At 68.6% G+C, this 24,720-nt stretch carries 20 protein-coding genes; 11 read left to right on the forward strand and 9 right to left on the reverse strand.

The annotated features are described in order from the left end of the window. Positions 1 to 7: 7 nt before the first annotated feature. The 3 genes from hrcA to ABD116_RS41035 all read right to left on the reverse strand — a co-directional run bounded on the left by hrcA (position 8) and on the right by ABD116_RS41035 (position 2,867). Complete coding sequence (gene hrcA, locus ABD116_RS41025) at positions 8 to 1,027, reverse strand: heat-inducible transcriptional repressor HrcA (protein ID WP_343984192.1); 1,020 nt, start codon at positions 1,025 to 1,027, stop codon at positions 8 to 10. Between the two features lie 110 nt (positions 1,028 to 1,137). Beyond that, entirely contained in the window at positions 1,138 to 2,241 is a 1,104-nt protein-coding gene (locus ABD116_RS41030) for a Gfo/Idh/MocA family protein (RefSeq protein ID WP_343984020.1), read from the reverse strand. Further along, positions 2,226 to 2,867 carry a ThuA domain-containing protein gene (locus ABD116_RS41035; RefSeq protein ID WP_343984022.1) on the reverse strand — a complete coding sequence of 214 codons (642 nt, stop codon included), beginning with the start codon at positions 2,865 to 2,867 and terminating at the stop codon, positions 2,226 to 2,228. Before ABD116_RS41035 ends, ABD116_RS41030 begins: the two co-directional genes overlap by 16 nt. Positions 2,868 to 2,996: 129 nt before the next feature. On the opposite strand from ABD116_RS41035, the gene ABD116_RS41040 reads away from it, so the two are divergent. From ABD116_RS41040 to ABD116_RS41070, 7 genes are all read left to right on the forward strand, one after another. Then, on the forward strand, positions 2,997 to 3,374 hold the full coding sequence (locus ABD116_RS41040; RefSeq protein WP_343984024.1) for an EF-Tu/IF-2/RF-3 family GTPase: 378 nt from the start codon (positions 2,997 to 2,999) through the stop codon (positions 3,372 to 3,374). Between the two features lie 22 nt (positions 3,375 to 3,396). Then, a complete protein-coding gene (locus ABD116_RS41045) occupies positions 3,397 to 4,185 on the forward strand; it encodes an MBL fold metallo-hydrolase (protein ID WP_343984026.1) in 789 nt (262 codons plus the stop codon). Positions 4,186 to 4,275: 90 nt separating this feature from the next. Next, positions 4,276 to 4,641 (forward strand): DUF4870 domain-containing protein, encoded by a 366-nt coding sequence (locus ABD116_RS41050; RefSeq protein WP_343984028.1) that lies wholly within the window; start codon positions 4,276 to 4,278, stop codon positions 4,639 to 4,641. A 66-nt stretch (positions 4,642 to 4,707) separates the two neighbouring features. Beyond that, a complete protein-coding gene (locus tag ABD116_RS41055; protein WP_343984030.1) occupies positions 4,708 to 6,291 on the forward strand; it encodes an NCS1 family nucleobase:cation symporter-1 in 1,584 nt (527 codons plus the stop codon). Positions 6,292 to 6,335: 44 nt separating this feature from the next. Next, positions 6,336 to 8,342 carry an acyltransferase domain-containing protein gene (locus ABD116_RS41060; protein ID WP_343984032.1) on the forward strand — a complete coding sequence of 669 codons (2,007 nt, stop codon included), beginning with the start codon at positions 6,336 to 6,338 and terminating at the stop codon, positions 8,340 to 8,342. Then, positions 8,339 to 10,075 carry a fatty acyl-AMP ligase gene (locus ABD116_RS41065; RefSeq protein WP_343984034.1) on the forward strand — a complete coding sequence of 579 codons (1,737 nt, stop codon included), beginning with the start codon at positions 8,339 to 8,341 and terminating at the stop codon, positions 10,073 to 10,075. The genes ABD116_RS41060 and ABD116_RS41065 overlap by 4 nt, the downstream gene beginning before the upstream one ends. A 286-nt stretch (positions 10,076 to 10,361) precedes the next feature. After that, the gene (locus tag ABD116_RS41070; protein ID WP_343984036.1) at positions 10,362 to 11,186 is read left to right on the forward strand and encodes a DUF3097 domain-containing protein; all 825 of its coding nucleotides are present in this window, start codon (positions 10,362 to 10,364) and stop codon (positions 11,184 to 11,186) included. Here the strand turns inward: ABD116_RS41070 and ABD116_RS41075 are convergent. Then, positions 11,161 to 13,755: a DUF3376 domain-containing protein gene (locus tag ABD116_RS41075; protein WP_343984038.1), complete on the reverse strand. Its 2,595-nt coding sequence runs from the start codon at positions 13,753 to 13,755 to the stop codon at positions 11,161 to 11,163. The genes ABD116_RS41070 and ABD116_RS41075 overlap by 26 nt on opposite strands. A 133-nt stretch (positions 13,756 to 13,888) precedes the next feature. On the opposite strand from ABD116_RS41075, the gene ABD116_RS41080 reads away from it, so the two are divergent. Together ABD116_RS41080 and ABD116_RS41085 are read left to right on the forward strand one after the other, a co-directional pair. Continuing rightward, entirely contained in the window at positions 13,889 to 14,455 is a 567-nt protein-coding gene (locus ABD116_RS41080) for a hypothetical protein (protein ID WP_343984040.1), read from the forward strand. After that, on the forward strand, positions 14,448 to 15,284 hold the full coding sequence (locus tag ABD116_RS41085) for a hypothetical protein (RefSeq protein WP_343984042.1): 837 nt from the start codon (positions 14,448 to 14,450) through the stop codon (positions 15,282 to 15,284). The genes ABD116_RS41080 and ABD116_RS41085 overlap by 8 nt, the downstream gene beginning before the upstream one ends. Positions 15,285 to 15,308: 24 nt before the next feature. Here ABD116_RS41085 and ABD116_RS41090 read toward each other — a convergent pair whose 3' ends face one another. From ABD116_RS41090 to hemW, 3 genes are all read right to left on the reverse strand, one after another. After that, positions 15,309 to 16,325: a LacI family DNA-binding transcriptional regulator gene (locus ABD116_RS41090; RefSeq protein ID WP_343984044.1), complete on the reverse strand. Its 1,017-nt coding sequence runs from the start codon at positions 16,323 to 16,325 to the stop codon at positions 15,309 to 15,311. Positions 16,326 to 16,431: 106 nt separating this feature from the next. Then, positions 16,432 to 17,757: an ABC transporter substrate-binding protein gene (locus ABD116_RS41095; protein WP_343984046.1), complete on the reverse strand. Its 1,326-nt coding sequence runs from the start codon at positions 17,755 to 17,757 to the stop codon at positions 16,432 to 16,434. A gap of 218 nt (positions 17,758 to 17,975) precedes the next feature. Further along, entirely contained in the window at positions 17,976 to 19,187 is a 1,212-nt protein-coding gene (hemW, locus tag ABD116_RS41100; protein WP_343984048.1) for a radical SAM family heme chaperone HemW, read from the reverse strand. 87 nt (positions 19,188 to 19,274) lie between these two features. Here hemW and ABD116_RS41105 point away from each other — a divergent pair, with 87 nt between their 5' ends. Further along, positions 19,275 to 21,290: an MDR family MFS transporter gene (locus tag ABD116_RS41105; protein ID WP_343984050.1), complete on the forward strand. Its 2,016-nt coding sequence runs from the start codon at positions 19,275 to 19,277 to the stop codon at positions 21,288 to 21,290. Here ABD116_RS41105 and ABD116_RS41110 read toward each other — a convergent pair. After that, positions 21,287 to 23,299, reverse strand: coding sequence for a GMC oxidoreductase (locus tag ABD116_RS41110; protein ID WP_343984052.1), 2,013 nt, complete (start codon positions 23,297 to 23,299; stop codon positions 21,287 to 21,289). The genes ABD116_RS41105 and ABD116_RS41110 overlap by 4 nt on opposite strands. 10 nt (positions 23,300 to 23,309) lie before the next feature. Then, positions 23,310 to 24,236, reverse strand: coding sequence for a zinc-binding alcohol dehydrogenase family protein (locus ABD116_RS41115; protein ID WP_343984054.1), 927 nt, complete (start codon positions 24,234 to 24,236; stop codon positions 23,310 to 23,312). 76 nt (positions 24,237 to 24,312) lie between these two features. On the opposite strand from ABD116_RS41115, the gene ABD116_RS41120 reads away from it, so the two are divergent. Continuing rightward, a complete protein-coding gene (locus ABD116_RS41120) occupies positions 24,313 to 24,720 on the forward strand; it encodes a MarR family winged helix-turn-helix transcriptional regulator (RefSeq protein WP_343984056.1) in 408 nt (135 codons plus the stop codon).

Genomic DNA, 24,720 nt, shown 5'->3' on the forward strand with positions numbered 1-24,720 from the left:
TGGTGGTTCACGAGTCGGCCAGGATCTGGCTGACGTAGCGCGCGACGGCGCGGACAGCGCCCATCGTGCTCGGATAGTCCATGTGGGTCGGGCCGACGATGCCGAGGGTGGCCAGCGCCTCCGACTTGGAGCCGTAGCCGGTGGCGACGACCGAGGTGGTGGCAAGTCCTTCGTACGGGTTCTCGTGGCCGATCCGGACCGTCAGCGTCTGCGGGTTGGTGGCCTCGCCGAGCAGCTTGAGCAGGATCACGTGCTCCTCGAGCGCCTCCAGCACCGGCTTCACGTTGCGCTCGAAGTCGTCGCCGTAGCGGGTCAGGTTGGCCGCGCCGCCGACCGCGATCCGCTGCTCGCCCTCGACCGTGAAGGCCTCCAGCAAGCTCGTCACGATGGCGGCCACCAGCGGCCGGTTCGGCGGTGCGAAGGTCTCGGTGACGCTCTCCAGCGAGGTGGCCGCGTCGGTCAGCCGCTGGCCGGTCAGCGCCGTGTTCAGCCGGGAGCGCAGGTCGGCGATCAGTTGCTCGTCGACGTCGTCGTGGGTCTCCACGATCCGCTGCTCGACCCGGCCGGTGCTGGTGATCAGCACCAGCAACAGCCGTCGCGGCGTCATCGTGACCACCTCGACGTGCCGCACGCTCGACCGGCTCAGCGTCGGGTACTGCACGATGGCGACCTGCCGGGTGATCTGCGCCAGCAGCCGGACGGTACGCCGTACTACGTCGTCCAGGTCGACCGCGCCGACCAGGAAGGACGAGATCGCCTTCTTCTCGGCCGGCGACAGCGTCTTGACGGTGCTCAGCTTGTCGACGAACAGCCGGTAGCCGGCGTCGGTCGGGATCCGGCCGGCGCTGGTGTGCGGCTGGGTGATGTACCCCTCCTCCTCCAGCGCGGCCATGTCGTTGCGGACCGTGGCCGGGGAGACGCCGAGGTTGTGCCGGTCGACCAGGGTCTTCGAGCCGACCGGCTCATGGGTGGCCACGTAGTCCTCGACGATGGCCCGGAGCACGTCCAGTTTGCGTTCGTCCAGCACGCGCACCACCCCTCTCACGTCGGCCCCTCGGGCTGGCACTCCCGAGTTTCGAGTGCCAGTCTACCGAGCCCGCACGACACCTACCGACGCGTAACGGCGTGGGCCGTGTCTCAGGCTAATTCCGGGGATGCCCCCAAAGGTACGGCGGCAGGCCGCTGGACCGTACTCGCCACGTCCACCGACTGGTCCTGAGCCGCAGACTCGAGCAGCGACTCCATCACATCGAGCACGTGATATGCCAGCGCTCCATCGGCCCGGTGCGGCTCGTTGTTGCGCAGCGCGCGAGCCATGTCGGCCACACCGACGCCGCGGCCGGCACCGGCGTACCCACCGGCTACAGGGAGTTGCGTCCAGTCACGGTTGGTCGCAGTGGCAATCTCCACCGTGCCGTCGAAGCCATTCGGGTCCGGGACGGACAGGCTGCCCTCGGTGCCGTAGATCTCGATCCGCGGGAGCCGTGCGGCCCACACGTCGAAGCTCATCAGCACAGTGGTGAGCGCACCCGACTCGTGCTCCAGTACGCCGGTCACGTGCGTCGGTACGTCGACAGGGAACGTCTCCCCCGCCCGCGGCCCGGTGTGGACCTTCCGCTGCTCCTGCGAGCGCCCAGCCCGACCAGTGACCCGCTTCACCGGTCCAAGCAGCGTGACGAGACTGGTGATGTAGTACGGACCCATGTCGAGCAGCGGGCCGCCACCCTGTTGGTAGTAGAACTCGGGGGCTGGATGCCACAGCTCATGCCCGGGCGTAACGAAGTAGGCCGACGCTGCCGTCGGTACGCCGATGTCGCCGCGGTCGAGCGCGACGCGGGCAGTCTGCGTGCCGGTGCCGAGCACGGTGTCGGGCGCGCAGCCGATGCGGAGGTTGTTGGCGGCCGCGAGCTTGAGCAGCGGCTCTGCCTCGGCACGGTCGACAGCCAGCGGCTTCTCGCCGTACACGTGCTTGCCGGCCTGCAGCGCCGCCTGGTGGACCGGTGCGTGCGCGGCCGGGATGGTCAGGTTGAGGACGATGTCGACGTCGGGGTCTGCGAACAGGTCCTCGGACGTCAGGGCCCGGACGCCCGGATTCTGGTCGGCGATCGCTTGCGCCCTGGAGAGGTCGAGATCGGCGACGGCGACCACCTGGACGCCGGGGAGCTTGGCGAGGTGCTCGAGGTACGTACCGCTGATGACACCGGTGCCGACGATGCCGACGTTGGTCACTTGCTCGCCCACAGCAGGCCCCTCTCGATGATGGTGCGGACCTCTGGCGTGTCGAGGTCGGCGACGGAGTGGCCCGGCGTACAGACGAAGACCTTGCCGTCGCCCCAGGTGCGGGTCCAGACGGCCGGCATCGTCGCGCCTTCGATCCACGGGAAGTCCGGGTGCGCGCGGAAGGTGGTCGTGGCGAGCACGTTGTTGGTGGGGTCGGCGTGCACGTAGTACTGCTCGGTGCGGAGGTCGAAATGCGTCAGACCCTCGACGATCGGATCGTCGGAGACGATCTCGATCCGGTGGTCGACGGCGCCGCCGGGGTGGGAGACGAACTGGCCGCCGGTGATGAAGCTGTAGTCGGTGTTGCTGCGGAACGAGTCGATGATGCCGCCGTGCCAGCCGGCCAGACCGGTACCGGCGCGGACCGCCGCCTCCAGGCCCTTGACCTGCTCGGCGGTGATCTCGCTCATGGTGATGCACTGCAGCACCAGGTCGACGCCGGCCAGGTCGAGGTAGCTCTCGGTGGTGTCCGAGACCGTCACCTCGAAGTCGTTCTCCTTCAGGAAGGGGATGAACAGCTCGGTCGCCTCGACCGGGACATGCCCTTCCCAGCCACCCCGGACCACCAGTGCCCGTCGTGTCGTCACGCCGCCACCCTTCGATTTCTTCATCGGTGTAGAGATCGGATGAATCGGTTCAGCTCTGCGACCTTAGGCGGCCGATCGGGGGCCTTCAACCCCCGTCCCGGCGGGTGGATACCACTAGAGTCGGCGGCTATGGGATGGAAGTTCTGGAAGCGCGAGCCGAACCCGATGGATCCGCAGCAGTTGCTGAACCAGGCGCACGCGGCAGGTCCGCTGCAGGACGCGCCGCGGCCGCAGGACGCGGGGAGCTTCGTGCTTCCGGTCGAGGACGTCTTCTCGATCACCGGGCGCGGGACGGTGGTGACCGGCCGGATCACGAGCGGCACGGTCTCCGAAGGCGACCAGGTGCTGATCATGCGCGCCGGGCAGCAGGTGGCGATGACCCGCGTCACCGGGGTCGAGGCGTTTCGCAAGGTGCTCAAGACGGCGAGCGCGGGCGAGAACGTCGGGCTGCTGCTCGAGGGCATCGACAAGAGTCAGGTACTGGCAGGCGACGTCATCTCGCGCTGACCCCTCCGGTTAGGGTCGCGGTATGAGTGCGTGGGTGGAGTTGGGCGACCGGACCTGGGTCCGGCGGTACGCGGAGTACGACGTGAACATCGGGCTGGTCGTCGGCAGTGAGGGCGCGCTGGTGATCGACACACGCGGTACTCCGGCCGAGGGTGAGGAGTTGCTGGCTCACATCCGCGACATCACCGACGCGCCGATCCGCTGGATCGTCAACACGCACGCGCACTTCGACCACGTCTTCGGCAACCCCGCCTTCGAGGACGCGACGAGCTACGCGCAGGAGAACACCGCCGCCGCGGTCGCGCAGACCGTTGCCATCGACAACACGTTCGCCGTGGCCAAGGTGATCGAGCTGGGCGACCGGCGGGTCGAGGTGCTGCACCTGGGCAACGGGCACACCGACGGCGACGTGGTGGTCGTCGTGCCGGATGTCGATGTCTTCTTCGCCGGCGACCTGATCGAGGAGTCGGCGCCCCCGTCGTACGGCGAGGACTCGTATCCGCTGGAGTGGGCCGACACGGTCGACCGGCTGATCGGCCTGCTGTCCGCGACCGCCAAGGTCGTCCCCGGGCACGGCGCGGTCGTCGACGCCGAGTTCGTCCGCGACCAGAACGGCGACATCGGCACGGTCGCGAACACCATTTCCGGCCTGCACCACAACGGAACCTCGCTCCAGGACGCGCTCGCCCACACCGACGACTGGCCCTGGCCGCAGGCCCACCTCGAGCAGGCGGTACGCCGCGGCTACGCCGCCCTAGGCGCTCCCCGGCGTCCCACCCTGCCGTTGCTGGGCCTCGCCAAAGACGAGTAGTTGCCTGAAAGCGCACGGCTGGGAAGTCGAGTGCGCACTGATCCAGCAGGACGGCGCTGAGGTCCTGACGCGGCATCTAGCGTTCGCGTCATGACTGAAAACTATCCGCCACCGCAGTACTCCGGACAGCCGATGCGGCCGGACGAGGAGCGGACCTGGTCGCTGGTCGCGCACGTCGGCACCATCATCTTCGGCTTCCTGGCGCCGCTGATCGTGCTGCTGGTCAAGGGCAACGACTCGCCGACCGTCCGCGCGCACGCCGTCGAGTCGCTGAACTTCCAGATCACCGCGACCATCGGGTACGTCGCGTCGTACATCCTGATGTTCCTGCTGATCGGGTTCATCACGCTGCCGGCGATCTGGATCCTCGCGGTCGTGTTCGCGATCATGGCGACGATGGCGGCCAGTAACGGCAAGCCGTACCGGTACCCCTTCGCCCTGCGCTTGGTGAAGTAACCGGACCGATCAGCGCTCACGCTGTGGGGTTATGCGTTGACATGGCGTCCGCGATCCCGCACGTTGGTGCGAAACACGACTGCGGACGAGGTGGCGACGATGGCGCATGCGGCCCAGGCTTCTCCTGAACAGATCACCCATCCGGACGGGCGGGTGGAGTTGTCCGATCCGGCGTCCATCGCCGACAGCCGGTACGGGAACGCGGAGCTGGCTCCGACCCGCTTGCCGGAGCGCCACTGGACGACGTACAACTACGCGGCGCTGTGGATGGGGATGGCGCACAACATCCCCAGCTACCTGCTCGCGGCCGGGCTGGTCGCGCTCGGGATGAACTGGCTGCAGGCTTTCCTGACGATCACGCTGGGGAACCTGATCGTGCTGGTGCCGTTGCTGCTGAACAGCCATGCGGGGACGAAGTACGGGATCCCGTTCCCGGTCTTCGCACGGGCCTTCTACGGGGTCCGCGGGGCGAATTTCCCGGCGCTGCTGCGGGCGTTCGTCGCATGCGGGTGGTTCGGCATCCAGACCTGGATCGGCGGCCAGGCGATCTACGTGATCGTCGGCGAGCTGGCCGGCTCGGGCTGGTCCGGGGCTTCGTCGGTGGGCGGCCATCCGTGGACGATGTGGCTGAGCTTTTTCTTCTTCTGGGCGCTGCAGATGGTGCTGATCTGGCGCGGCATCGAGGCGCTGCGCCGGTTCGAGAACTGGGCCGCGCCGCTGGTCACGCTGGCCTTCCTGGCGCTGATGATCACCGTGCTGGTCAAGGCCGGCGGCTTCGGCCCGATCCTGTCGCAGCCGTCGAAGCTCGGCTGGGACGCCGACTTCTGGAAGATCTTCGCGCCGTCGCTGATGGGGATGATCGCGTTCTGGGCGACGCTGTCGCTGAACATGCCCGACTTCACCCGGTTCGGCAAAGGCCAGCGCCAGCAGGTGATCGGGCAGATCATCGGGCTGCCGACGACGATGTCGTTCATCGCGCTGGTCTCGATCATCACCACCTCCGGCACGGTGATCGTGTACGGCTCGGCGATCTGGGACCCGGTCGAGCTGACCCGGCGGTTCGAGAACCCGGTGGTGGTCACCATCGGCCTGGTCATGGCGATCCTGGCGACGATGTCCTGCAACGTCGCGGCGAACGTGGTCAGCCCGTCGTACGACTTCGCCAACGCCCTGCCGCGCTGGCTGAACTTCCGCACCGCGGGCCTGCTGACCGGCGTGATCGGCATCGTGATCCAGCCGTGGCGGCTGATCTCCGACCCGTCGATCTACATCTTCGTCTGGCTGTCCTTCTACGGCGGCCTGCTCGCGTCGGTGGCGGGCGTGCTGATCGCGGGCTACTGGTTCGTCGACCGCACCAACCTCTTCCTCGCCGACCTGTACCTCCCCAACGGCCGCTACTGGTACGCCGCCGGCTGGAACTGGCGAGCCGTCGTCGCCACCCTCGTCGGCTCCCTGCTCGCGGTCGGTGGCGCGTACTCGAACCCCGGGGCCGGTCCGTTCCCGGTCGACGGGCTGATCCCGTTCCTCCAGCCCCTCTACGACTACTCGTGGGTCGTCGGTCTGGTGGCGGGCTTCCTCGTCTACCTCCTGCTCACGATCGTCTCCCCCATCCGGCACCCCGCCCCGACCCACGCCGTCGAAAGCTACTGAGGTCACGGCCATCTCGTGAGCGATGACCTATCTTCGTTCGCGAGATGGCTATCAGCGAGCTCGACCTCAGACGCTTCCTGGTCGACCGGGTCGCCCGTGCCTGCGAGTTGCCGCCCGCAGAGGTCGACCCTGACCGCCTGCTGGAGCAGTACGGCATCGCCTCCCGGGATGCGGTCGCGGCGACGGGCGAGCTGGAGGAAGTCCTCGGGCGCCGACTGGAGCCGACGTCCGTCTGGCGCTACCCAACCATCAACCAACTGGTCCGCGGCCTGCTGAGTTCGGCCGAGCCCGACGGTGTTGCGATCACCCCTCCGGACGTTCTGTCCGGCTCAGAGATCGCGGTCATCGGACTGGCCCAGCGACTGCTCGAGTCGGCCGCAATCGGGCTGACGCTGCGGCAGGTGATTTGGGAAGCCCTCGAACACGCCGGTACGCCGCCGCGCGACCTCACCGGCACCTCGCTCTCCGAAGCAATGGCTGACCTGCGTGCCGGAGCTGTGGAGTTGGCGGTGGCGGTCCTGGACGGTCCTGGGTGCCGGGTCGTCGTCCTCAAACGCCTGGCCGACGCCGAACGCGATCTGGACCAGGTACTTGCCCTATGCACCGACCCCGAGGGCAACCCCACCGCCGACTTCTTCGAAGCAGTCCAAACCGCCGACCGCGGCCTCACCCCCGACCTCATCCCTTTCCCAGTCGGCTCAACCATCTCCTGCCCCGAAGCCGTCATCCACCGAGCCCGCCCCGCCGCCCCCACCCCATCAACCGGCCCCACCCGCCTCCTGTTGTCAGACACGTCCCTAGACGGAATCCGCACCTACGCCGGCCAACTAGCCGAGCACCTGAGAACCAACTCCGGCAGCAGCACGGCGGATGTCGCCCACACCCTCGCCCGCCGCCTCGGCCGAGGCCCTCTCCGAGCCACCGTCACCGGCCGCGAACGAGCAGACCTAACCGCCGCCCTGACATCCCTAGCCCAAGGCACCCCCCACCCAGGCAACTTCGCCGGCGAGGCCAGCACCAACCCGCCCCAACCGCTATGGGTGTTCCCCAGCCAACCGCTGAGAGACCCGGCGTCGGCACAGCCGGGGTCGGCGTTGGCGCAGCCGAGACAGCCGGGGTCGACACAGCCGGAGTCGGCGTCGGCACAGCCGGGACAGCCGGGGTCGGCGTCGGCGCAGGCGGGACAGCCGGGGTCGGCATCGGCGCAGGCGGGAGGATCCGCTTCAGCGCGGACGCAGGGGCCGGCATCGGTGCCGCCTGGTGCGGCCGCCGGAGGCCAGCTGATGGCGGGCCCTGGCCCGGAGGTATCGGCCGCTGGACCGGGGGCTGCGGCCGCCGGGGGTGCGCTGGTAGCAGGCGCGGGGGCATTGGTCGGTGGGGCGGGGGTATCGGTCTCCTCGCATCTGCGTGAGGCGGACGGCGTACAGCCTGCTGGGTTGCGGGAGTTGGCTGAGAGTGTGCCTGGGTTTGTGGAGGTTATTGCCGAACTTGATCCGTTGATGGTTTGGGCGACTGGGGTGTCGTTGCGGGATGCGGTGTTGACGGACGTGGTGGCGGCTGGGGATGAGTTGGTGGTGGGGTTTGCGGTGCAGGTGGGGTTGGCGTTGGCTTGGCGGGGGCGCGGGGTGGTGCCGGGGGCGATTGTGGCTGAGGGGAGTGGGGAGGTTGCGGCCGCGGTGGTTGCTGGTGCGTTGACGGCGACCGAGGGCGCTCGGGTGATTGGTGCGCTGGCTCGGACGCCGGATCAGCTCGGGCCGATGCTGGCCGATCTCGCGCCGGCGGAGGTGCGTTTGCCGTTCTACTCGACGACCTCGACCGACGCGACGCCGTTCGGCGCGGAGTACTGGATTGCCGGGACGAAGCCGAGTACCTCAGTCGAGGTTCTGCTCGACCGCGCGGCCGCTGACGGGCACCAGATCTACGTCGAGCTGACGGCTGACGCACTCGCCTTCCACACCCAGCTCGCGATGCTCGAGGTGCTCGGCCTGCCGATCATCCCGCCGCCGGGTCGCGTCACCAACGTACCGGTCGCTCCTTGGCCGGGTTCATGACCACGATCGTCGACCTGGTCACACGCTGGGCCGAGGAGAAGCCTGACCAACCTGCCTACACGTACGTCGACCACCGCGCCGACTCCCGGACGACGCTGACCTGGGGTGAAGTCGATGCGCGGGCTCGGGCGGTCGCCGCAGCAATCCGCGCCCAAGCCGAGCCGGGCGACCGTGTCGCCATCCTCGCCCCTCAGGGACTCGACTACCTCGTAGCCATGCTCGGCTCTTGCTACGCGCGCACAATCGCGGTCCCGCTCTTCCCACCCGATCTGCCCGGCCATCGCGCCCGACTCGACGGCGTGCTGGCCGATTGCTCGCCGGTGTGCGCCCTGACCACCACGAGCGCCCTGACCGTCAGCGAAGGGCTCGGTCTGCCAACGATCGCCATCGACGACCCCGGGCCGGCAACGAGCGTCGTACCGGCGACCGGCGCGACCGCCGTACGGCCGACCGGGTCGACCCCTGAACCAACGACCGGGTCGACCGCTGAAGCAACGACGCGGCTGGCGCTGACCCGCCGATCGCTGTTCACGACGAGCCTCTCGACCGGGTCGACCGCTGAGTGGGAGCTGGAGGGGATCGAGCCGGAGGATCTTGCGTATCTCCAGTACACGTCGGGGTCGACGGGCTCGCCGGCCGGGGTGATGGTGTCGCACGCCAACCTGGTCGCCAACATCGGCCAGCTGATCGAGGCGTTCGAGTTCAGACCGGGCCGGTCGATGACGGTGAGCTGGCTGCCGTTGTTCCACGACATGGGGCTGATGCTCGCGTTCGGCGTACCGATCCTGCACGGTGACCGATCGGCGTTCACCGACCCGGTCGCGTTCCTGATGCGCCCGGCGCGTTGGTTCCAGCTGGCCGACGAGGATCTGGACGTCTACACGGCCGCACCAAACTTCGCCTACGACCATTGCGTCCAGCGGATCAAAGACAAGTCCGACCTCGACCTGTCCAGCTACAAAGCCTTCCTCAACGGCGCCGAACCGATCCGCCCAGCAACCCTCGAAGCCTTCACCGAGGCCTTCGAGAACCACGGCTTCACCCCAACGGCCCACGTCCCGGCCTACGGCCTCGCCGAAGCCGTCGTCTTCGTCGCCAGCGCCCCCATCGACGCCGAGCCCACCATCACCACCTTCGACCACAGGGGCCTCGTCTCCTGCGGCCCACCCCGCGGCCAGACAGTCGTGATCGCCGACCCAGCAGGCAACCCACTCCCCCCGGGCCAAATCGGCGAGATCCACATCGCCGGCCCGAACGTCACCCGCGGCTACTGGTCCAACCCCACCAAGACCCAGGAAGCCTTCGACGCCACCCTCGCCGACGGCACCGGCCCCTGGCTCCGCACCGGCGACCTGGGCACTCTCCACAACGGCGAGCTCTACCTCACCGGCCGCCTGAAGGACCTCATCGTCATCGACGGCCGCAACCACCACCCCCAAGACCTCGAAGCCACCATCCACCAAACCCACCCAGCCCTCAAACCGGGCCGGGTAGCCGCCTTCTCCATCCCCTCAGCAGCCTCCGAACACCTCATCATCGTCGTCGAGCACACCACCCCCGACGACCCCACTGACACCATCCGCGCCGCGATCAACCACCACCACAACCTCCACGTCCACGAAGTCGTCCGAGCCCCCGCAGGCACCATCCACAAAACCTCCAGCGGCAAACTCGCCCGCCATCCGACCCGCGCCTGGTACCTGGAGAACTACCGCGGACAGCACGTCACCTAACGCCTTGGCGGGCGTGGCTGCGGGTTCGGCGCGGCGAGGGGACAGCCCCGGGGGTCACCATCCCCACCAACGCGCCAGTCGCGTCGCGACCGACGGCATCGGGCGGACCCCCGTGCACGCACAACTCCCGGGAATCACCCCGCCACGCCGGAGGCAATCGCTTGCCGCGGGAGTTGTGCATGCGCCGGTCACCACCGTCCCGACCTCTTTGACCCGAAGGGATTCGGCGGTGGACCTGGGTGTGTGGTTGACGGGGAAGGGGGCGTCGAGCGCATACGGTTGGACGGTGGCTGATCGGTATGGACGCGACGTGCTGGCAGGGGATTGGCGCAAGCCCAAGAACGGGCGGACCGTCGATCTGGTGATCGAGAAGGGGCTGGTGGTCGAGGAGCCCAGTTCCGGGTACGTCGGGGCCGTCGTGCGCTGGGAGCACGGCGTGGTCGATCTCGAGGACCGGCACGGCAAGATCAAGACGTACCCGCTCGGACCCGGCTTCTGGGTGGACGGCAAACCCGTCAACCTGATCGCACCCAAGAAGGCTGCCCCGGCCAAGAAGACGCACACCGCGTCCGGGTCCGTCGCGGTGTCGAACGTGCGGGCGAAGGTCGCCCGCGCCAGCCGGATCTACGTCGAGGGCCGGCACGACGCCGAGCTGGTCGAGCGGGTCTGGGGTGACGACCTGCGGATCGAGAGCGTCGTCGTCGAGTACATGGAAGGCATCGACGACCTGCCGGCGATCGTGAACCGCTTCCGGCCCGGTCCCGGCCGGCGCCTCGGCGTCCTGGTCGACCACCTGGTCGAGGGCTCGAAGGAGTCGAAGATCGCCGCTGAGATCAACAACCGCGACGTGCTCGTCGTCGGCCACCCGTACATCGACATCTGGGAGGCGATCAAGCCGTCCTCGGTCGGCATCGCCGCCTGGCCGAAGATCCCGCACGGTCAGGAGTGGAAGAAGGGCGTGCTGGAGACCTTCGGCTGGCCGGCCACCGACCAGGCCGACGTCGCCGCGGCCTGGAAGCACATCCTGTCCAAGGTCCGCAGCTTCGCCGATCTCGAACCCGAACTGCTCGGCCGGGTCGAGGAGCTCATCGATTTCGTGACGCAGGACTGATCGCCGGCACCTTCTCCTCGATCCACCCCCGGATCCGCCGCCGCACCCGCCGGATGAACAGCGACCCCACGAAAAGCGCCACCCCGAGCGTCAGCAACACGCCCGCGAGCACCCCGGCGACGATTCGCACCGCTGCCAGATCGACCACGCCCGCCGCCACGAGCAACACGACCGCAGCAGCCACCAACGCGGCAGGCAGCCACCGCTGAAAGATCAACGGCCGTCGCGCCGGCGTCAGGTCCGGATTCTTGACCAGCCGATGCCACAGGCTGAACCTGGCCGGCTCCGTGAACCACCGAGCGACCTGCAGCACCCACGTATCCGGCTTGTACTTCCGTCCCGCCATCGACTTGACCCAGTGCCCGACCGACGGCCCCAGCCCGCCGGACACCTCGACCATCCGGTCGGCCAGTCCCCTGGTCGTCTCGATGCCCTCGCGGCTGGTGTTGAGCTCGTTCCGCATCGTCGTGAGCGCACCCAGCCCGGCGTCGACCGGGAAGTCATGAGCCAGCCGCTGCACCCGCTCGGCGACGTCGTCCAGCTCCCACTCCTCGGCCTCCAGCACCAGCCGTTGCGTCTCGCGAATCCAGTCCGGCGAGGCGCCGAGCATCGCGCCCAGATGGGCGACGCAGTGCAGCCGGCCCATCAGCCAGTCCCACCGCCGCCAGTCCGACGCCCCGAAGGCACCGAAATGGCCGACCTGCGACCCGTACAGGATGCGTTCCTTGAGGTCGTTCGCGATCGACCCGGCCGGCAACGAGTCGAGCAGCGTGAGCGGGATGTCCGGTCCGAGCCGCAGGAACTGGAACGGCGCACTCCGCTGCTGCGGGGTCCGCGCCGATGTGCATCGCGAGACGATCTCCACCTCGAGCGCCGTCTCGACCACATCAGAGCCGACCACCTCGATCAGGGCCGCGAACTCGTCCCCCAGCGCCCGCTGCACCTGCAGCGTCTCGAAGATGTCGTTCAGCGCGACCGCGACCGCCTCCGCTCCCCCGGCGGGCTGCAGATCCAGATCCGCCTCGGCGAGTTCCTCGGACAACGCGTCACGAACGGCCTGTACCTTCTGCAGGCTGTCGCTCGTCGCCTTCAACCGCCGCTCGAGATCGGCCCGCTCGTCGCGAGCCGCCTTGTCGATCCTGGTCCGCAGCGACCGCAGGACCAGCCGTACAACTCGCTCGGCCGCGCCCGTTCCCCAAGCCCAGGAGGGGTTTCCGGCGAAGTCCTTCACCAGCGGCGCGACCGACCCATCGGGATCCGGCACCCAGGGATGATCGGTGGCCAGGATCTCGTCGATCTCCGACTCCGACAAGGCGGTCGCCGCATCCAGCACCGTCGACTGGTCGTGCGTCGCGATCGTGACGGCCTCCCAGACCCCACCGGCAGCACGGCCACGCGCGTACGCCGGCTGCAGCAACCCGGCCGCCTGCCGCAACCGGTCCCGCTCAGCTTGTTGCTCGATGCAACGATCGAAGAGCCGCTGTGAGTCCGACCAGGACGCGTCGGCCTCCAGCAGCAACCGTTCGAGCTGCTCCACGTCGGACCGGAAGTCGACCTCCCGCGGGAACTTCACCGCTGACATCGCCGAGACCCGCCAGCCCGGTTCGCTGGCGTCCGCCAGCCGGGTCTCGGCCGCGGTACCGATTCCGGCCGACGGTACGACGTACAGCACGTACCGGCTCGCTCGTCCGGTGACCGGCCGCCGCGCGACCACGTCCAGCACCGGCCCGAACGGCGCGTTGTCCAGCACCCCACCGTCGACCAGCCACGTCCCCGACTTCGCCTGCGTCGGCTGAACCCGGGGTGGCGCCGCAGCCATCTTGGGCGTCTCCAGCACCGGCCCGAACGCGGCCGGGAACGACGCCGACGCGCGCGCCGCCCGGGCGAGCAGATCCGTGTCGTGCAACCCGTTCTTCGGATCCACCGAGAACGACCGCTTGGCCCCGTCGTAGACAGCAGCCTGCTCGCTGGTGAAGCAGAACAGGTACCGATGATCCGGTACGACGAACGCCTGCCCCGCCGCGTCCTTCGCCTCGAACTGCTGCACCCCGAGCCCGGACGCCGTGACGAACAGCGTGACCGGGTCGGCCGCGGTCGGCTTGCCGGCCTTCGCGACCCCATCGAGCAGGCTCTTCAGCTCCTTGAGGAAGTACTTCCCGTCCAGCACCGACGTCGACGCGACGCCGAAAGCAGGCACGAGCTTGCCGACCTCAAGCGACCCCAGGCCCACCCAACGCTGCCGCAGCCAAGGCCCGCGCTCGCCGTCGGCACCCGGCGGATCGAGCGTCGACCCGTGCGAGATGGCTGTCGCGAGCAACGACCCGTTCAGCCCGCCCGCGCTGGTACCGGCGATGACGTCGACCACGACTTTTCGCCGTTCACCGCCACGACGGCACAGCTCGCGCCACCGAGTCGCGAGCTCCTCGTCGTACTCCTGTGCCTTCGGCGCCCCGGCCGCGCCGGACGCCCGCCGGATCAGGTCCAGCTCGTGCGTCACTCCACCCATCCAGACCGCCAGGCTGACGCCACCGTTCAGCACCAGCGCGATCCGGATCTCATGATCGGACATGGATCCCCCCTTGTCTGTTCGTAGATGTACCACGATCGCGACGGCCTTCGACAGAGCGTGAGCGCCGAACTGTTGTCGGGACCTGCCCGAACGCGCATGCTGATGACAGGGGCCGACTATGGGGGTGGTCGCGATGACCCTTGCGCGTGCGCTCGCGACGTTCTGCCTGCTACCGCTGCTGATCGGCTGCGGTGGCAACGATTCGAGCGGCGACCCGATCACCATCGACACGGACAGTCCGGCCGCCAGCGAGCCACCGACCGAGCCCACCGGACCCGAGAGCAGCCAGCCCAGCCAGCAGAAACCGTCGATCGAGATCGCCTCGGCGCCGATCGGCGGCAACGTCGAGAGCACCGAGAACGGCTATCAGTGCGCCGAGGTCAACTGGCTCGGCCGCAACCCGATCCCGGACGGTACGACGGTCAAGGTCGGCTCGCCGCACCTCGAACCGGGCGGTGTCTTCGAACTGGACCAGACCGGCTGCGGTGACAAGTCGCCACCGTGCGGCACCGACCTGGTCTGGCAGTCGAACACCTTCAAGCCCTGCTTCGTCGGCGTCCGGCAGATCGGCAGCGGCAACGCCGTCCAGCTGATCCTGTCGGCATCGGCCGAGTGCGCGACCGAGGCCGACTGCGCGTCGCTCCAAGGTCAGGTGCCGGGCAGCCAGATCTCCTTCACCCCGGGCCCGCCGAGTGGCTGACGACCAGTCCCAGCTCGAGCGCTGGGTGACCTTCGCGACCCGCATCGTCGCGCCGGTGACGCTGATCAGCGGGTTGCTCTTCTACTTCGGCTACGTGTCGGCTCGCGCGCAGTACGAGTACTTCGGGATCGACGTCGACACGATCGGCCTGCGCACCCAGGACTACGTGATGCGCAGCCCCCAGCCGTTGCTCGTCCCCCTGCTCGGCGTCACCCTGCTCGCCGTCGCCGGACTCCTGCTGCACAACGCGATCCAGCCGACCGCCACGACCATCCGGCGCGCCAAGATCGTCACGATCGCCCTCCTGCTCCTCGGCGTCGTCGGCCTGATCGGCTATCCCCTACTCGGCCACATCCCGTACTACGCCCTGGTGGTACCGGCCGTAATCGGTCTGTCAGCGGCAACCCTCGCCTACCTTTCGTACTACGGCGGCAAAGCGGCCGGCCTCACCCCGCAGTACATGCTGCTCGGACTGCTCGCCGTCGTCACCACCATCTGCGCGTTCTGGGCGACAGCCACGACGGCGCAGTACTCCGGACGCGGCCTGGCCAAGTCGGACGCCGAGGACCTCAAGCAGTTCCCCGTCGTCATCCTCGACACCAAGGAACGCCTGCAGCTGCGCTCACCCGGCATCGAGGAGACCTCGCTCCGCACGGCCGGCACCGAGCAGACCTTCAACTACCGGTACCGCGGGTTGCGGCTGCTCGTGGTCGGCCAGAACCGGCTGTTCCTGGTCCCGCAGCAATGGAGTGCGTCCGACACGACTCTCGTCGTACCACTCGACGGCTCGATCCGAGTGCAGTTCCAGTTCCAGAACGACCCACCCTGAGACCAAGGACAAAGCAAAGGGAGGTCAGGCAGATCCGCGGATGATCAGCTCGGTGTCGTAGATCTCCGGGCTGGTCAGGTCGGCGCCGGCGAGCTTGGCCAGCAGCATCTCGGCCAGCCTCGCGCCGAGCTTCTCGACCGGCTGGCGCACTGTGGTCAGCATCGGCGTGGTCGTCGTCGCCACCACGGAGTCGTCGAAGCCGACCACCGCGACATCCTCCGGCACCCGCTTGCCGAGATGGGACAGTACCCGCAGCGTCGCCGTCGCCATCAGATCGTTGGCGACGAAGATCCCGTCGAGGTCCGGATGCTGGTCGAGCAGCCGCAACGTCGCCTGCTCGCCACCGTCGGCGGTGAAGTCGCCATAGGCAACGGCCTGCTCGATCCCCGCCTCCTTCATGGCCTCCTGATAGCCGGTGAGCCGGTCGAGGCCGGCCGTCATGTCGAGCGGACCTGCGACCGTACCGAGCTTGCGGCGCCCCTTCGACAGCAGATACTCGACCGCGGTCCGGGCCCCGGCGACGTTGTCGACGTCGACACTGGCGACCGGTACTTCGACGCCGAGCGGCCGCGCGCTGAACACGATCGGCAGCGGCAGTTGGGCCAGCTCCTGCAGCACGTTGTCGCGACCGTGGTGGCTGACGATGATCGCGCCGTCCACGTGTCCGCCGCGCAGGTACCGCAGCAACCGCTGGTCGTCACCCTCGGCGGGCTCGATCAGCAGGACGAGCTGCGACGAGGTCGGCGCCAGCGTCATGCTGATCCCGCGCAGGATGCCGGCGAAGAACGGGTCCGAGAACACCCGGCTGTCCGGCTCGGGCACGACCAGCGCGACCGAGTCCGTCCGGCGCGTCACCAGCGCGCGGGCCGCCCGGTTCGGCACGTAGCCGAGCTCACCGATCGCGCGCTCGACCGCGGCCACCGTCTCCGGCAGTACCTTCGGTGAGCCGTTCACCACCCGCGAGACGGTCGCGCGCGAGACTCCGGCCAGCGCAGCCACCTGCTCCAGCGTCGGAGATCCACTGCCCAGACCACCCTGCATCGACTACGGACCTCCCCGGCTGATTCTGACCTTTGCCACCGTAGTACCAATCGGGGCTGGCTGCCGGAAACACCGCCGTACGGGCCGGGGCTGGTCTGCCGAGCGGCTAACCGTTCTTGCGGGTGTTGGCCGCCTTCTCCGCGTCGCGCAGGGCCTGCTTCCAGGCGTCGTCGGGTTTCTGCTTGCCCTCGTCGACCCGGGCCAGCGCGTCGGTGAAGACCGTGTTGACCTCGCCCTCGCGCGGGCCCTTGTGCTGTTTGAGGATCACGCTCTTGGCCCGGTCGATGAAGATCTTGCCGGTCGGCGCGTTGTTGAAGTAGGCATTCACCTGGCTCTTCACCTGCGGCGCCTCGTAGGCGTCGACGGTGGACGGGAACGAGCCGATCTTCTTGAAGACCTTGATCTGCTGCTCCGGCGCGGTCAGCCAGGCGGCCAGCTTGGCCGCCTCGGCCGGGTTGCCCGACTGCTTCGGGATGGTCAGGTACGAACCGCCCCAGTTGCCACCACCGCCGGGGAACACGTCGGCCACGTCCCACTTGCCCTTGCCGAACGTCCCGGCGTTGTCCTGGATCACGCCGAGCAGCCAGCCCGGGCAGGCCATCGTCGCGAACGCGTCGCTGCGGAAGGCCTTCGTCCAGGAGTCGCTCCAGGCCGGCAGCTTGGCCGACAGGCCGTCCTGGTAGCCCTCGACGATCTGGTCCCAGGTCTGCTTCAGCAGCGGGTTCTCGTCCCCCAGGTACCGGTCGTTGTTGGAGTAGTAGGCCTCGATCAGCTGGTTGCGCATCGCCTCCCAGGCCAGCACCGAGGAGTCGTACCAGGCCGAGCCCGGCACCTTGGCCTTGAACCTGCGGCCGGTGGCGAAGTACGAGTCCCAGTCCGGGAACAGCTTGGCGACCTGGGCCCGGTCGGTCGGCAGGCCGGCCTTGGCGAACAGGTCCTTGCGGTAGCAGATCGCCTCCGGGCCGATGTCGGTGCCGTAGCCGATGATCTTGCCGTCGCTGGTGGTCGCGCCGGCGACCTTCCAGTCCAGCCAGCGGTCGCCGAGGTCGTTGGCGCCGTAGTCGCGCAGGTCGACGAACTTGTCGGCCTTGGCCAGGTAGTTGTAGATCCAGCCGATCTCCATCGCCTCGATGTCGGCCAGCCCGGAACCGGCGGCCAGGTTGGTGTCGAGGTTCTTGATGTGCTCGTCGACCGTCTTGGCCTTGCGCGGGGTGATCTTGATGTTCGGGTGCTCGGCCTCGTACTCGGCGTACAGGTCGTCGTAACCGAACTCGTTGAACGTCGCGATGGTCAGTTCGATCTTCGGGCCGTCGTCGCCGGAGCCGGAGGCCGAGGAGGACTGCTGGTCGCTGCCGCCGCAGGCGGACGCGAGCAGGGTGAGGCTGCAGGCGAGGGCCACTACGGCGCTGCGTTGGCGGGCACTGGGCCGCATGGGAAATGCTCCCTGTTACAGAGGACGGGTTGAGAGCGCTTTCGGTGAGGGAAAGTGGATTGAGTTTCGAGCGTTTCAACTGACTGTGTCAAGGACCACATCGTTACGCTGAGACATGACCCGGCATTGGTCAGTACATACCCGCCACAAATGTCACTGAGCGAACCACGCCGGTGACGGATCGCTGTTTTTCCTGGCTTTTCCCTGTCAGTTCCGGATCACGGCAGCAAGTCACGGACGACGGCGTCGGCCAGTAACCGACCACGGCGCGTGAGCATCAGCCGGCCGTTCCGCTCGGTCAGCAGATCGTTGCCCACCGCATCCTTCACGGCGTTGCGGCCGGCCTCGTCGAGGACGTCCAGCGGCAGCCCGTCGGCCAGCCGGATCTCGAGCAGCACCCGCTCGACCCGGCGCGTCTCGGCGTCCAGGGTCTCCCGCGCGTACGCCGGGCTGTCGCCGGCCGCGAGCCGCTCGGCGTACGCGGTGGGGTGCTTGACGTTCCACCAGCGGACCCCGCCGACGTGGCTGTGGGCGCCGGGGCCGATCCCCCACCAGGTGTCGCCTCGCCAGTAGAGCTCGTTGTGGCGGCAGCGGGCTTCCGGCGTACGGGCCCAGTTGGAGACCTCGTACCAGCCGAGGCCGGCGTTTGTCAGCAGGTCGTCGGCCAGCACGTACTTGTCGGCGAGATCGTCGTCGTCGGGCATCGGCAGCTCGCCGCGGCGTACCCGGCGGGCGAGTTGGGTGCCGTCCTCGACGATCAGCGCGTAGGCGCTCACATGGTCGGGCTCGGCGGACAGCGCGGACTCCAGCGACCTGCGCCAGTCCTCGAGGGATTCGCCCGGCGTGCCGTAGATCAGGTCGAGGTTGACGTGCTCGAACCCGGCGGCGGTCGCCTCTTTGGCCGCTTCGAGCGCGCGGCCGGGCGTGTGCTTGCGGTCGAGGATCTGGAGCACGTGCGGTGTGGCGCTCTGCATGCCGAAGGAGACACGGTTGAAGCCGGCCTCGCGGATCGCGGCCAGGTACGCCGGATCCACGGACTCGGGATTCGCCTCGGTCGTCACCTCGGCGCCGGGGGCCAGCCCGAACTCGTCCCGCACGGCGGCCAGCATGCGCCCCAGATCCTCGGCCGGCAGCAGGGTCGGCGTACCGCCGCCGAAGAAGATCGTGTCGACCGGCCGGTCGAGGTCACCGAGCACCTTGCGCGCCAGCCGGACCTCGGCCACCGCGGTTTCGGCGTACGACGCCTGCGAACCACCGCCGCCGAGCTCCTTGGCGGTGTAGGTGTTGAAATCGCAGTATCCGCAGCGCGCGGCGCAGAACGGGACGTGCAGGTAGAACCCGAAAGGCCTGGTGGCAGCCTCGCGGAGCGCGGGCTCCGGCAGCGACCCGTCCCGGGGCGCAACCTCCCCCTCGGGCAGTGTCGATGGCACCTGCCCATCGTACGGGCCGGAGATTCCGAGACCCGATCGCGGTGATTCCGTGGTAGCACTCCGTGCCTGAGTCGCTACATTCAGCTCATGGAGACCGAGGCCCAGCCCGTCGGAAAAGCCACCCAGAACGCCGTGGTGGTCGCGATCATGCTCGGAATGCTGCTCGCGGCCCTCGATCAGACGATCGTCGCGACCGCGTTGCCGACCATCGTCAGCGATCTCGGCGGCGCCAACCACCTGTCCTGGGTGGTGACGGCGTACCTGCTGGCCGAGACCATCATGACGGCGCTGGTCGGCAAGTTCGGCGACCTGTACGGGCGCAAACGGATGTTCCTGATCAGCGTGGTGCTGTTCCTGGCCGGGTCCGCGCTCTGCGGGATGGCGAACGACATGCTCTGGCTGGTCGGGTCGCGGGCGATCCAGGGGCTCGGCGCCGGCGGGCTGATGGTGACCGCGACGGCGGTGATCGCGGACGTCGTGCCGTTGAGCGAGCGAGGGAAGTACCAGGGCTTCATCGGTTCGGTCTTCGGTGTCTCCACGGTCGCCGGGCCGCTGCTCGGCGGGCTGTTCGTCGACCAGCTGAGCTGGCGCTGGGCGTTCTATGTGAACCTGCCGCTGGGCGTCATCGTGCTGATCGTCGCGGCCATCACGCTGCCGTCGGTCAAGGCCGCGGTGAAACCGGCGATCGACTACCTGGGCATTCTGCTGATCGGGCTGGGCGCGACCGGGCTGACCCTCGTCACGACCTGGGGCGGGAACGAGTACGACTGGCTGTCGCCGACCATCATCGCGATGACGGTCGGGTCGCTGATCGCGCTCGGACTCTTCATTCTGGTCGAGCTGCGGGCGGCCGAGCCGTTGCTGCCGATGCGGTTGTTCAAGTCCGGGGTGTTCTCGGTTTGTGCGTTGCTGAGCTTCATCATCGGGTTCGCGATGCTGGGTGGAGTCACGTTCCTGCCGACGTACCTGCAGTACGTGCACGGCGCCTCGGCGACCGACTCCGGGCTGCAGATGCTGCCGCTGGTGCTCGGGTTGCTGGTCGCGTCGATCGGGGTCGGCACGATCATCAGCAAGACCGGGCGGTACCGGATCTTCCCGATCGTCGGGACGGTGCTGATCGCGGGCGGGCTCTACCTGCTGTCGCTGATGACCAACCACACGGCGTACCTGACCACGGCGGGCTTCATGGTCGTACTGGGCCTTGGGGTCGGTCTCTGTATGCCGGTGCCGACGGTTGTCGTCCAGAGCACGGTCGACTACGCGGATCTCGGGGTGGCCACCTCGGGGGTGAGCTTCCTACGGACGATGGGTAGCTCCTTCGGCGTCGCCGTCTTCGGGTCCTTCTACGCATCGACGCTGCCCGACAAGCTGGCCGGGGCAATTCCTGCAGGCGTCGATCCTCGGGCGGCCGCGTCGGTCGAGGGTTTGCGGCAGTTGCCTGAGGCAGCGCGCGAACCGATCACCGCGGCGTACGCCGACGCGTTGCACGTGGTGTTCCTGGCGGCGGTACCGGTTGCCGTGGTCGGCTTCCTCGTTGCCCTGCTCCTGAAGGAGGTCCCGCTCCGCGACACCGCCCGGGTCGCCGCCGGCGGCAACTCCGGCGTCGGCGACAGCTTCGCCGCACCCGCGTCCTTCGACTCCGAGCACGAGCTGCAGAAACTCTTCGCCCTGGTCGTCCAGAACCACAAACGCAACCCCGGCCCCGAGGTCCTGGCCGAGTCCGGCATCCCGCTCTCGATCGCCCAGGCCTGGATGATCATGCGCGTCTTCCGGGGCGGCGCCGAGAGCGGATCCGCCACCCTGCAGGAAATCACCGGCGACCTCAAGGTCCCACCAGGCGTCTTCGAACCCCTGGCTGCCCAGCTGGTCGCCGACGGCTATCTCTCCGAAACCCTGGGCCACTACCGCTTCACCCAACCCGGCCTAGAACTCTTCCAGCGCTTCGTCGGCGCCTACCGAGTCTGGATCCTCGCCCGCCTCGAAGACTGGGACCCCGACAACGCGCCGGCCTTCTCCACCGCGGTCGACAAGATCGCCGAGCAGATGATCGACCGAGGCCAATCCCTCACCACCGGCAAACACTCGGCCCTCACCAACGCCTAGGCCTTCGTCAGGTGGTCGGCGATTCTCAAGGCATTGGCCAGGACTGTGAGAACCGGGTTGACGCCGCCGTTCGTGACGTGAAGGGACGCGTCGGCGACGTACACGTTCTCGTGTCCCCACACGCGGCCGTCGGGGTCGGTGACGGAGTGGGTGGGGTCGGTGCCCATTCGGCAGCTGCCGGCTTGGTGCTGGCCGACGCTGGCTTGGTTGCGGGTGGTGAGGGCGGAGACGGCGGTACGGGTGGCGCTGGCCTCGAGGAGCCAGTCGCGGGCCTTCGCGCTCATGAACGCTTGGGTGCGGAGATCTTCGGGGTGGATCGAGCCGCTGATCCGGGCGACGGGGAGGCCGAAGCGGTCGGTGACCGAAGGGTCGAGCCGGACTCTGGAGTCGGGTGAGGTGACCTCCTGGATCGGGCCGACGACGCGCATCATCCGGCGGGATTCGTGGCGCATCGCTTGTTTGCCGTCGAGGCCCGTGCGCGGGATGAGGCCTGCGGACGTCAGATAGTCGTACGACGCGGCGGGCGTCGGTACGAACTCGTCGGCGAGCATGCCGCCGCCGATGATGCCGTCGTTGCCGTGGCGGAAGTCGCAGGTCGCGATCGACACTCCTGGGCCGATCAGATCGGACACCTCGTCGTCGAACAGGCCGATCGCACCCGCGTAGACATGGGCCTGGAGATAGCGGCCGACCTGGTCGTGCTCGTTGCCGATCCCGCTGTTGAGCAACAGCCGCGGAGTCTCGGTGGCGCCCGCCGCGACGACGACCTCAGCGCAGTCCACCGTACGCCGCCAGACACGACCGTTGTCGATGGCAACCAGTTCGACGCCGGTGACGCTGCCCCCGCCGCCGGTCACCAGGCGCGAGGCCGTCGTCTCCGTGACGAGTGTGCACAGCCCGGTCGCCAACGCGGCCGGCAGCGCGGTGTTGTGGGTACCCGACTTGGCCTCGACCGGGCAGGCGAATCCAACACACTGCCCACAGCGCGCACATCCCGGCCGCCCCTGATACTCCACCGAGTTGATCAGCAGCGGTACGTCGAGAGTCCCCCACCCCAACCGATCCGCCGCGGCAGCCAGCAGTCGCGCCGGCTCGGTTCGCGGCAAGGGCGGCATCGGCAACGGAACCGACCGCGCGTCGTGCCACGGATCCACCCCGCCACCACTCACGCCGAAACGCTGCTCGGCCAGGCTGTAGTACGGCTCGAGTTCGGCGTACGTGATCGGCCAATCGGCCAACCCGCTTCCTTCCGGTACGCCGTACGCGCCGGCCATCCCGAAGTCGAGCGGCACGAACCGCCAGGCCTGCGCGCCGTACACCCTCGTACCGCCACCGACCGTGAAGGCGTTGTTCCCCCAGCCACCATCAGGCGGCAGCACCACCCTCGCCGTGCCGTCGACAACCGACACCCGCGGCCGCCCCATCGGGTCAGGATCAGTCGGCGCCGGAAGCCCTGCCCCCGAACGGGGATTGCGAAGGTGATCCGAAGCCAACCCGGCGGTCGACGGATAGCTCCCCGTCTCCACCACAAGCACCGACCGCCCCGACTCCGCGATCACCTGCGCCGCAGTACCCCCACCGGCTCCGGACCCGATGACCACACAGTCGTACCGATCAGCGAGCGCCGCCCACGGCGTCACCGCAAGCTCCGTCTCCGTCGCCTCCCAGTCACCGCCCGCATCGGGCCGCCACCCAACCATCGGCCAGCTCACCGGCGAGGAGTAGTACCCCTGCGCCAGCAGCCGAACCAGCCACGCAACGTCAGGGTCGGCGAGCATGCGCTCCAGCCGATCACCGGCCGGAGCAGCCCCGAGGACGGGAGGCCGAGCTGTGGCGACCGCATTCAGGGCGCGGTCGACGCGTGACCGCCAGTCGGGGCGGTCTTGCTCGAGCACGCCCTCGATGAAGGCGACAGCGCCAGTGTCGGCGGCCGAAGGATAACCATCACGCGGGATCGCCAGGTCTGCCAGTTGCGCGAGGAGCGAACGCTGGTGGTCGGTGAGCTGCATGACCCAAACGTTAGGGCGTGATGACGAGCCGCTGCTCGGAGTCGAGCTCCTTCCAGGCTGTCTCGACCTCGGCCAACGGCACCGGCCGCGGGTCGATCTGTAGCGCCCCCGCCGTGATCACCTCGGCGAGCGCCGGCAGTTCTGCCAAGATGTCCCGCGTCGGCACGGACCCTTGCCCACTCCCGACGATCTGCAACCGCGCAGCACGCAGAGCCGCCGACGGAAGAGCCGCAGTCGGCCCGGCGATCGAACCCACCTCGATCCAGGTCAACGGCCGATCCTTGTCACGGCGACCCGTCACGATGGCTCGCATCGCATCGGCGGTCGGCTCGCCCCAGAGGTAGTCGATGACGACATCGACGTCCGCCGCCACCTCCCCGACCTCACCCAGCGAAGCCGTCACATCGGCACCCGAGAGCGCCGCAAGCCGATCAGCACGACGCCCGGCCGCGATCACCCGACCCGCACCGAGATGCTTGGCGATCTCGACGGCCAATCGCCCCGCATTGCCAGTCGCCCCAAGCACCAGAACGCTCTGCCCCGCTTCGAAACCGGCCCGCCGCCGCAACGCGACCCACGACGACATCGCCGGATTCATCGCGGCCGCGATCACCACCGGATCAGTCCCCGCCGGCAGCACGACACTCCGCCGTACGTCGACCAGTGTCCGCTCAGCCATCGCGCCCAGCGTCGTGTCGGGCAGTACGAAGTACCGCAAGGTGCCGTCCGGAAACCGCCCGACCCCGTCGATGCCCGGCACCAACGGAAGGTCGGCGGAGCTCGTGTAGTGCGACCCCGCCGCCTGCGACCGCACCCGCGGATGCAACCCCGCCGCGACCACCTCGGCCACTACCTCCTCCGGCGCCCCTGCGACAGGATCCGGAAAGTCCTGGCAGGACGGCGGAGTACCGAACGAAGTGACGACCGCAGCACGCATGACAACTCCCGAGAATAGGTGGTAATACCATCTAAAGTAGATGGCAATCCAACCTATTGCAAGCTAGACTTCCGGCATGGACGCCGACCCCGAAGCACTGGATCGCCTGGTACAGACCTCCTTCACCGTGATGGCGGTGCTGAGCCAGGCGGCGGCCGCGCACGACCTGTCGCTGACCCAGTTGCGGGTGCTCGCGATCCTCCGCGACCACGAGCCGAAGATCGCCGAACTCGCCGCCTACCTGGGCCTCGACCGCTCGTCGGTGAGCGGCCTGATCGACCGCGCGGTCAAACGCGACCTGGTACTGCGGACCACCAGCGAGGACGACGCCAGAGCCGTCCGCGTCAGCCTCAGCCCGGCCGGTCACCGCCTCGCGCCGACGCTGACCGCGGAGATCGGCGCCGCCCTGACCCCGCTGACCAGCAAGCTGACCCTCGCTGAGCAGCGGAAGCTCGGCGCCCTGCTGACCAAACTTCTGGACTGA

This window comes from Kribbella koreensis (assembly GCF_039525325.1).
Lineage (GTDB): Bacteria > Actinomycetota > Actinomycetes > Propionibacteriales > Kribbellaceae > Kribbella > Kribbella koreensis.

Bases quoted from the DNA above. Each gene is read 5' to 3' on its own strand.
- ABD116_RS41065 (WP_343984034.1), top strand. From the start codon at position 8,339: ATGACCACGATCGTCGACCTGGTCACACGCTGGGCCGAGGAGAAGCCT.
- ABD116_RS41090 (WP_343984044.1), bottom strand. From the start codon at position 16,325: ATGCAGGGTGGTCTGGGCAGTGGATCTCCGACGCTGGAGCAGGTGGCT.
- ABD116_RS41040 (WP_343984024.1), top strand. From the start codon at position 2,997: ATGGGATGGAAGTTCTGGAAGCGCGAGCCGAACCCGATGGATCCGCAG.
- ABD116_RS41060 (WP_343984032.1), top strand. From the start codon at position 6,336: ATGGCTATCAGCGAGCTCGACCTCAGACGCTTCCTGGTCGACCGGGTC.
- ABD116_RS41045 (WP_343984026.1), top strand. From the start codon at position 3,397: ATGAGTGCGTGGGTGGAGTTGGGCGACCGGACCTGGGTCCGGCGGTAC.
- ABD116_RS41075 (WP_343984038.1), bottom strand. From the start codon at position 13,755: ATGTCCGATCATGAGATCCGGATCGCGCTGGTGCTGAACGGTGGCGTC.
- ABD116_RS41110 (WP_343984052.1), bottom strand. From the start codon at position 23,299: ATGCAGCTCACCGACCACCAGCGTTCGCTCCTCGCGCAACTGGCAGAC.
- ABD116_RS41105 (WP_343984050.1), top strand. From the start codon at position 19,275: ATGGAGACCGAGGCCCAGCCCGTCGGAAAAGCCACCCAGAACGCCGTG.
- ABD116_RS41050 (WP_343984028.1), top strand. From the start codon at position 4,276: ATGACTGAAAACTATCCGCCACCGCAGTACTCCGGACAGCCGATGCGG.
- ABD116_RS41115 (WP_343984054.1), bottom strand. From the start codon at position 24,236: ATGCGTGCTGCGGTCGTCACTTCGTTCGGTACTCCGCCGTCCTGCCAG.
- ABD116_RS41095 (WP_343984046.1), bottom strand. From the start codon at position 17,757: ATGCGGCCCAGTGCCCGCCAACGCAGCGCCGTAGTGGCCCTCGCCTGC.
- ABD116_RS41080 (WP_343984040.1), top strand. From the start codon at position 13,889: ATGACCCTTGCGCGTGCGCTCGCGACGTTCTGCCTGCTACCGCTGCTG.
- ABD116_RS41120 (WP_343984056.1), top strand. From the start codon at position 24,313: ATGGACGCCGACCCCGAAGCACTGGATCGCCTGGTACAGACCTCCTTC.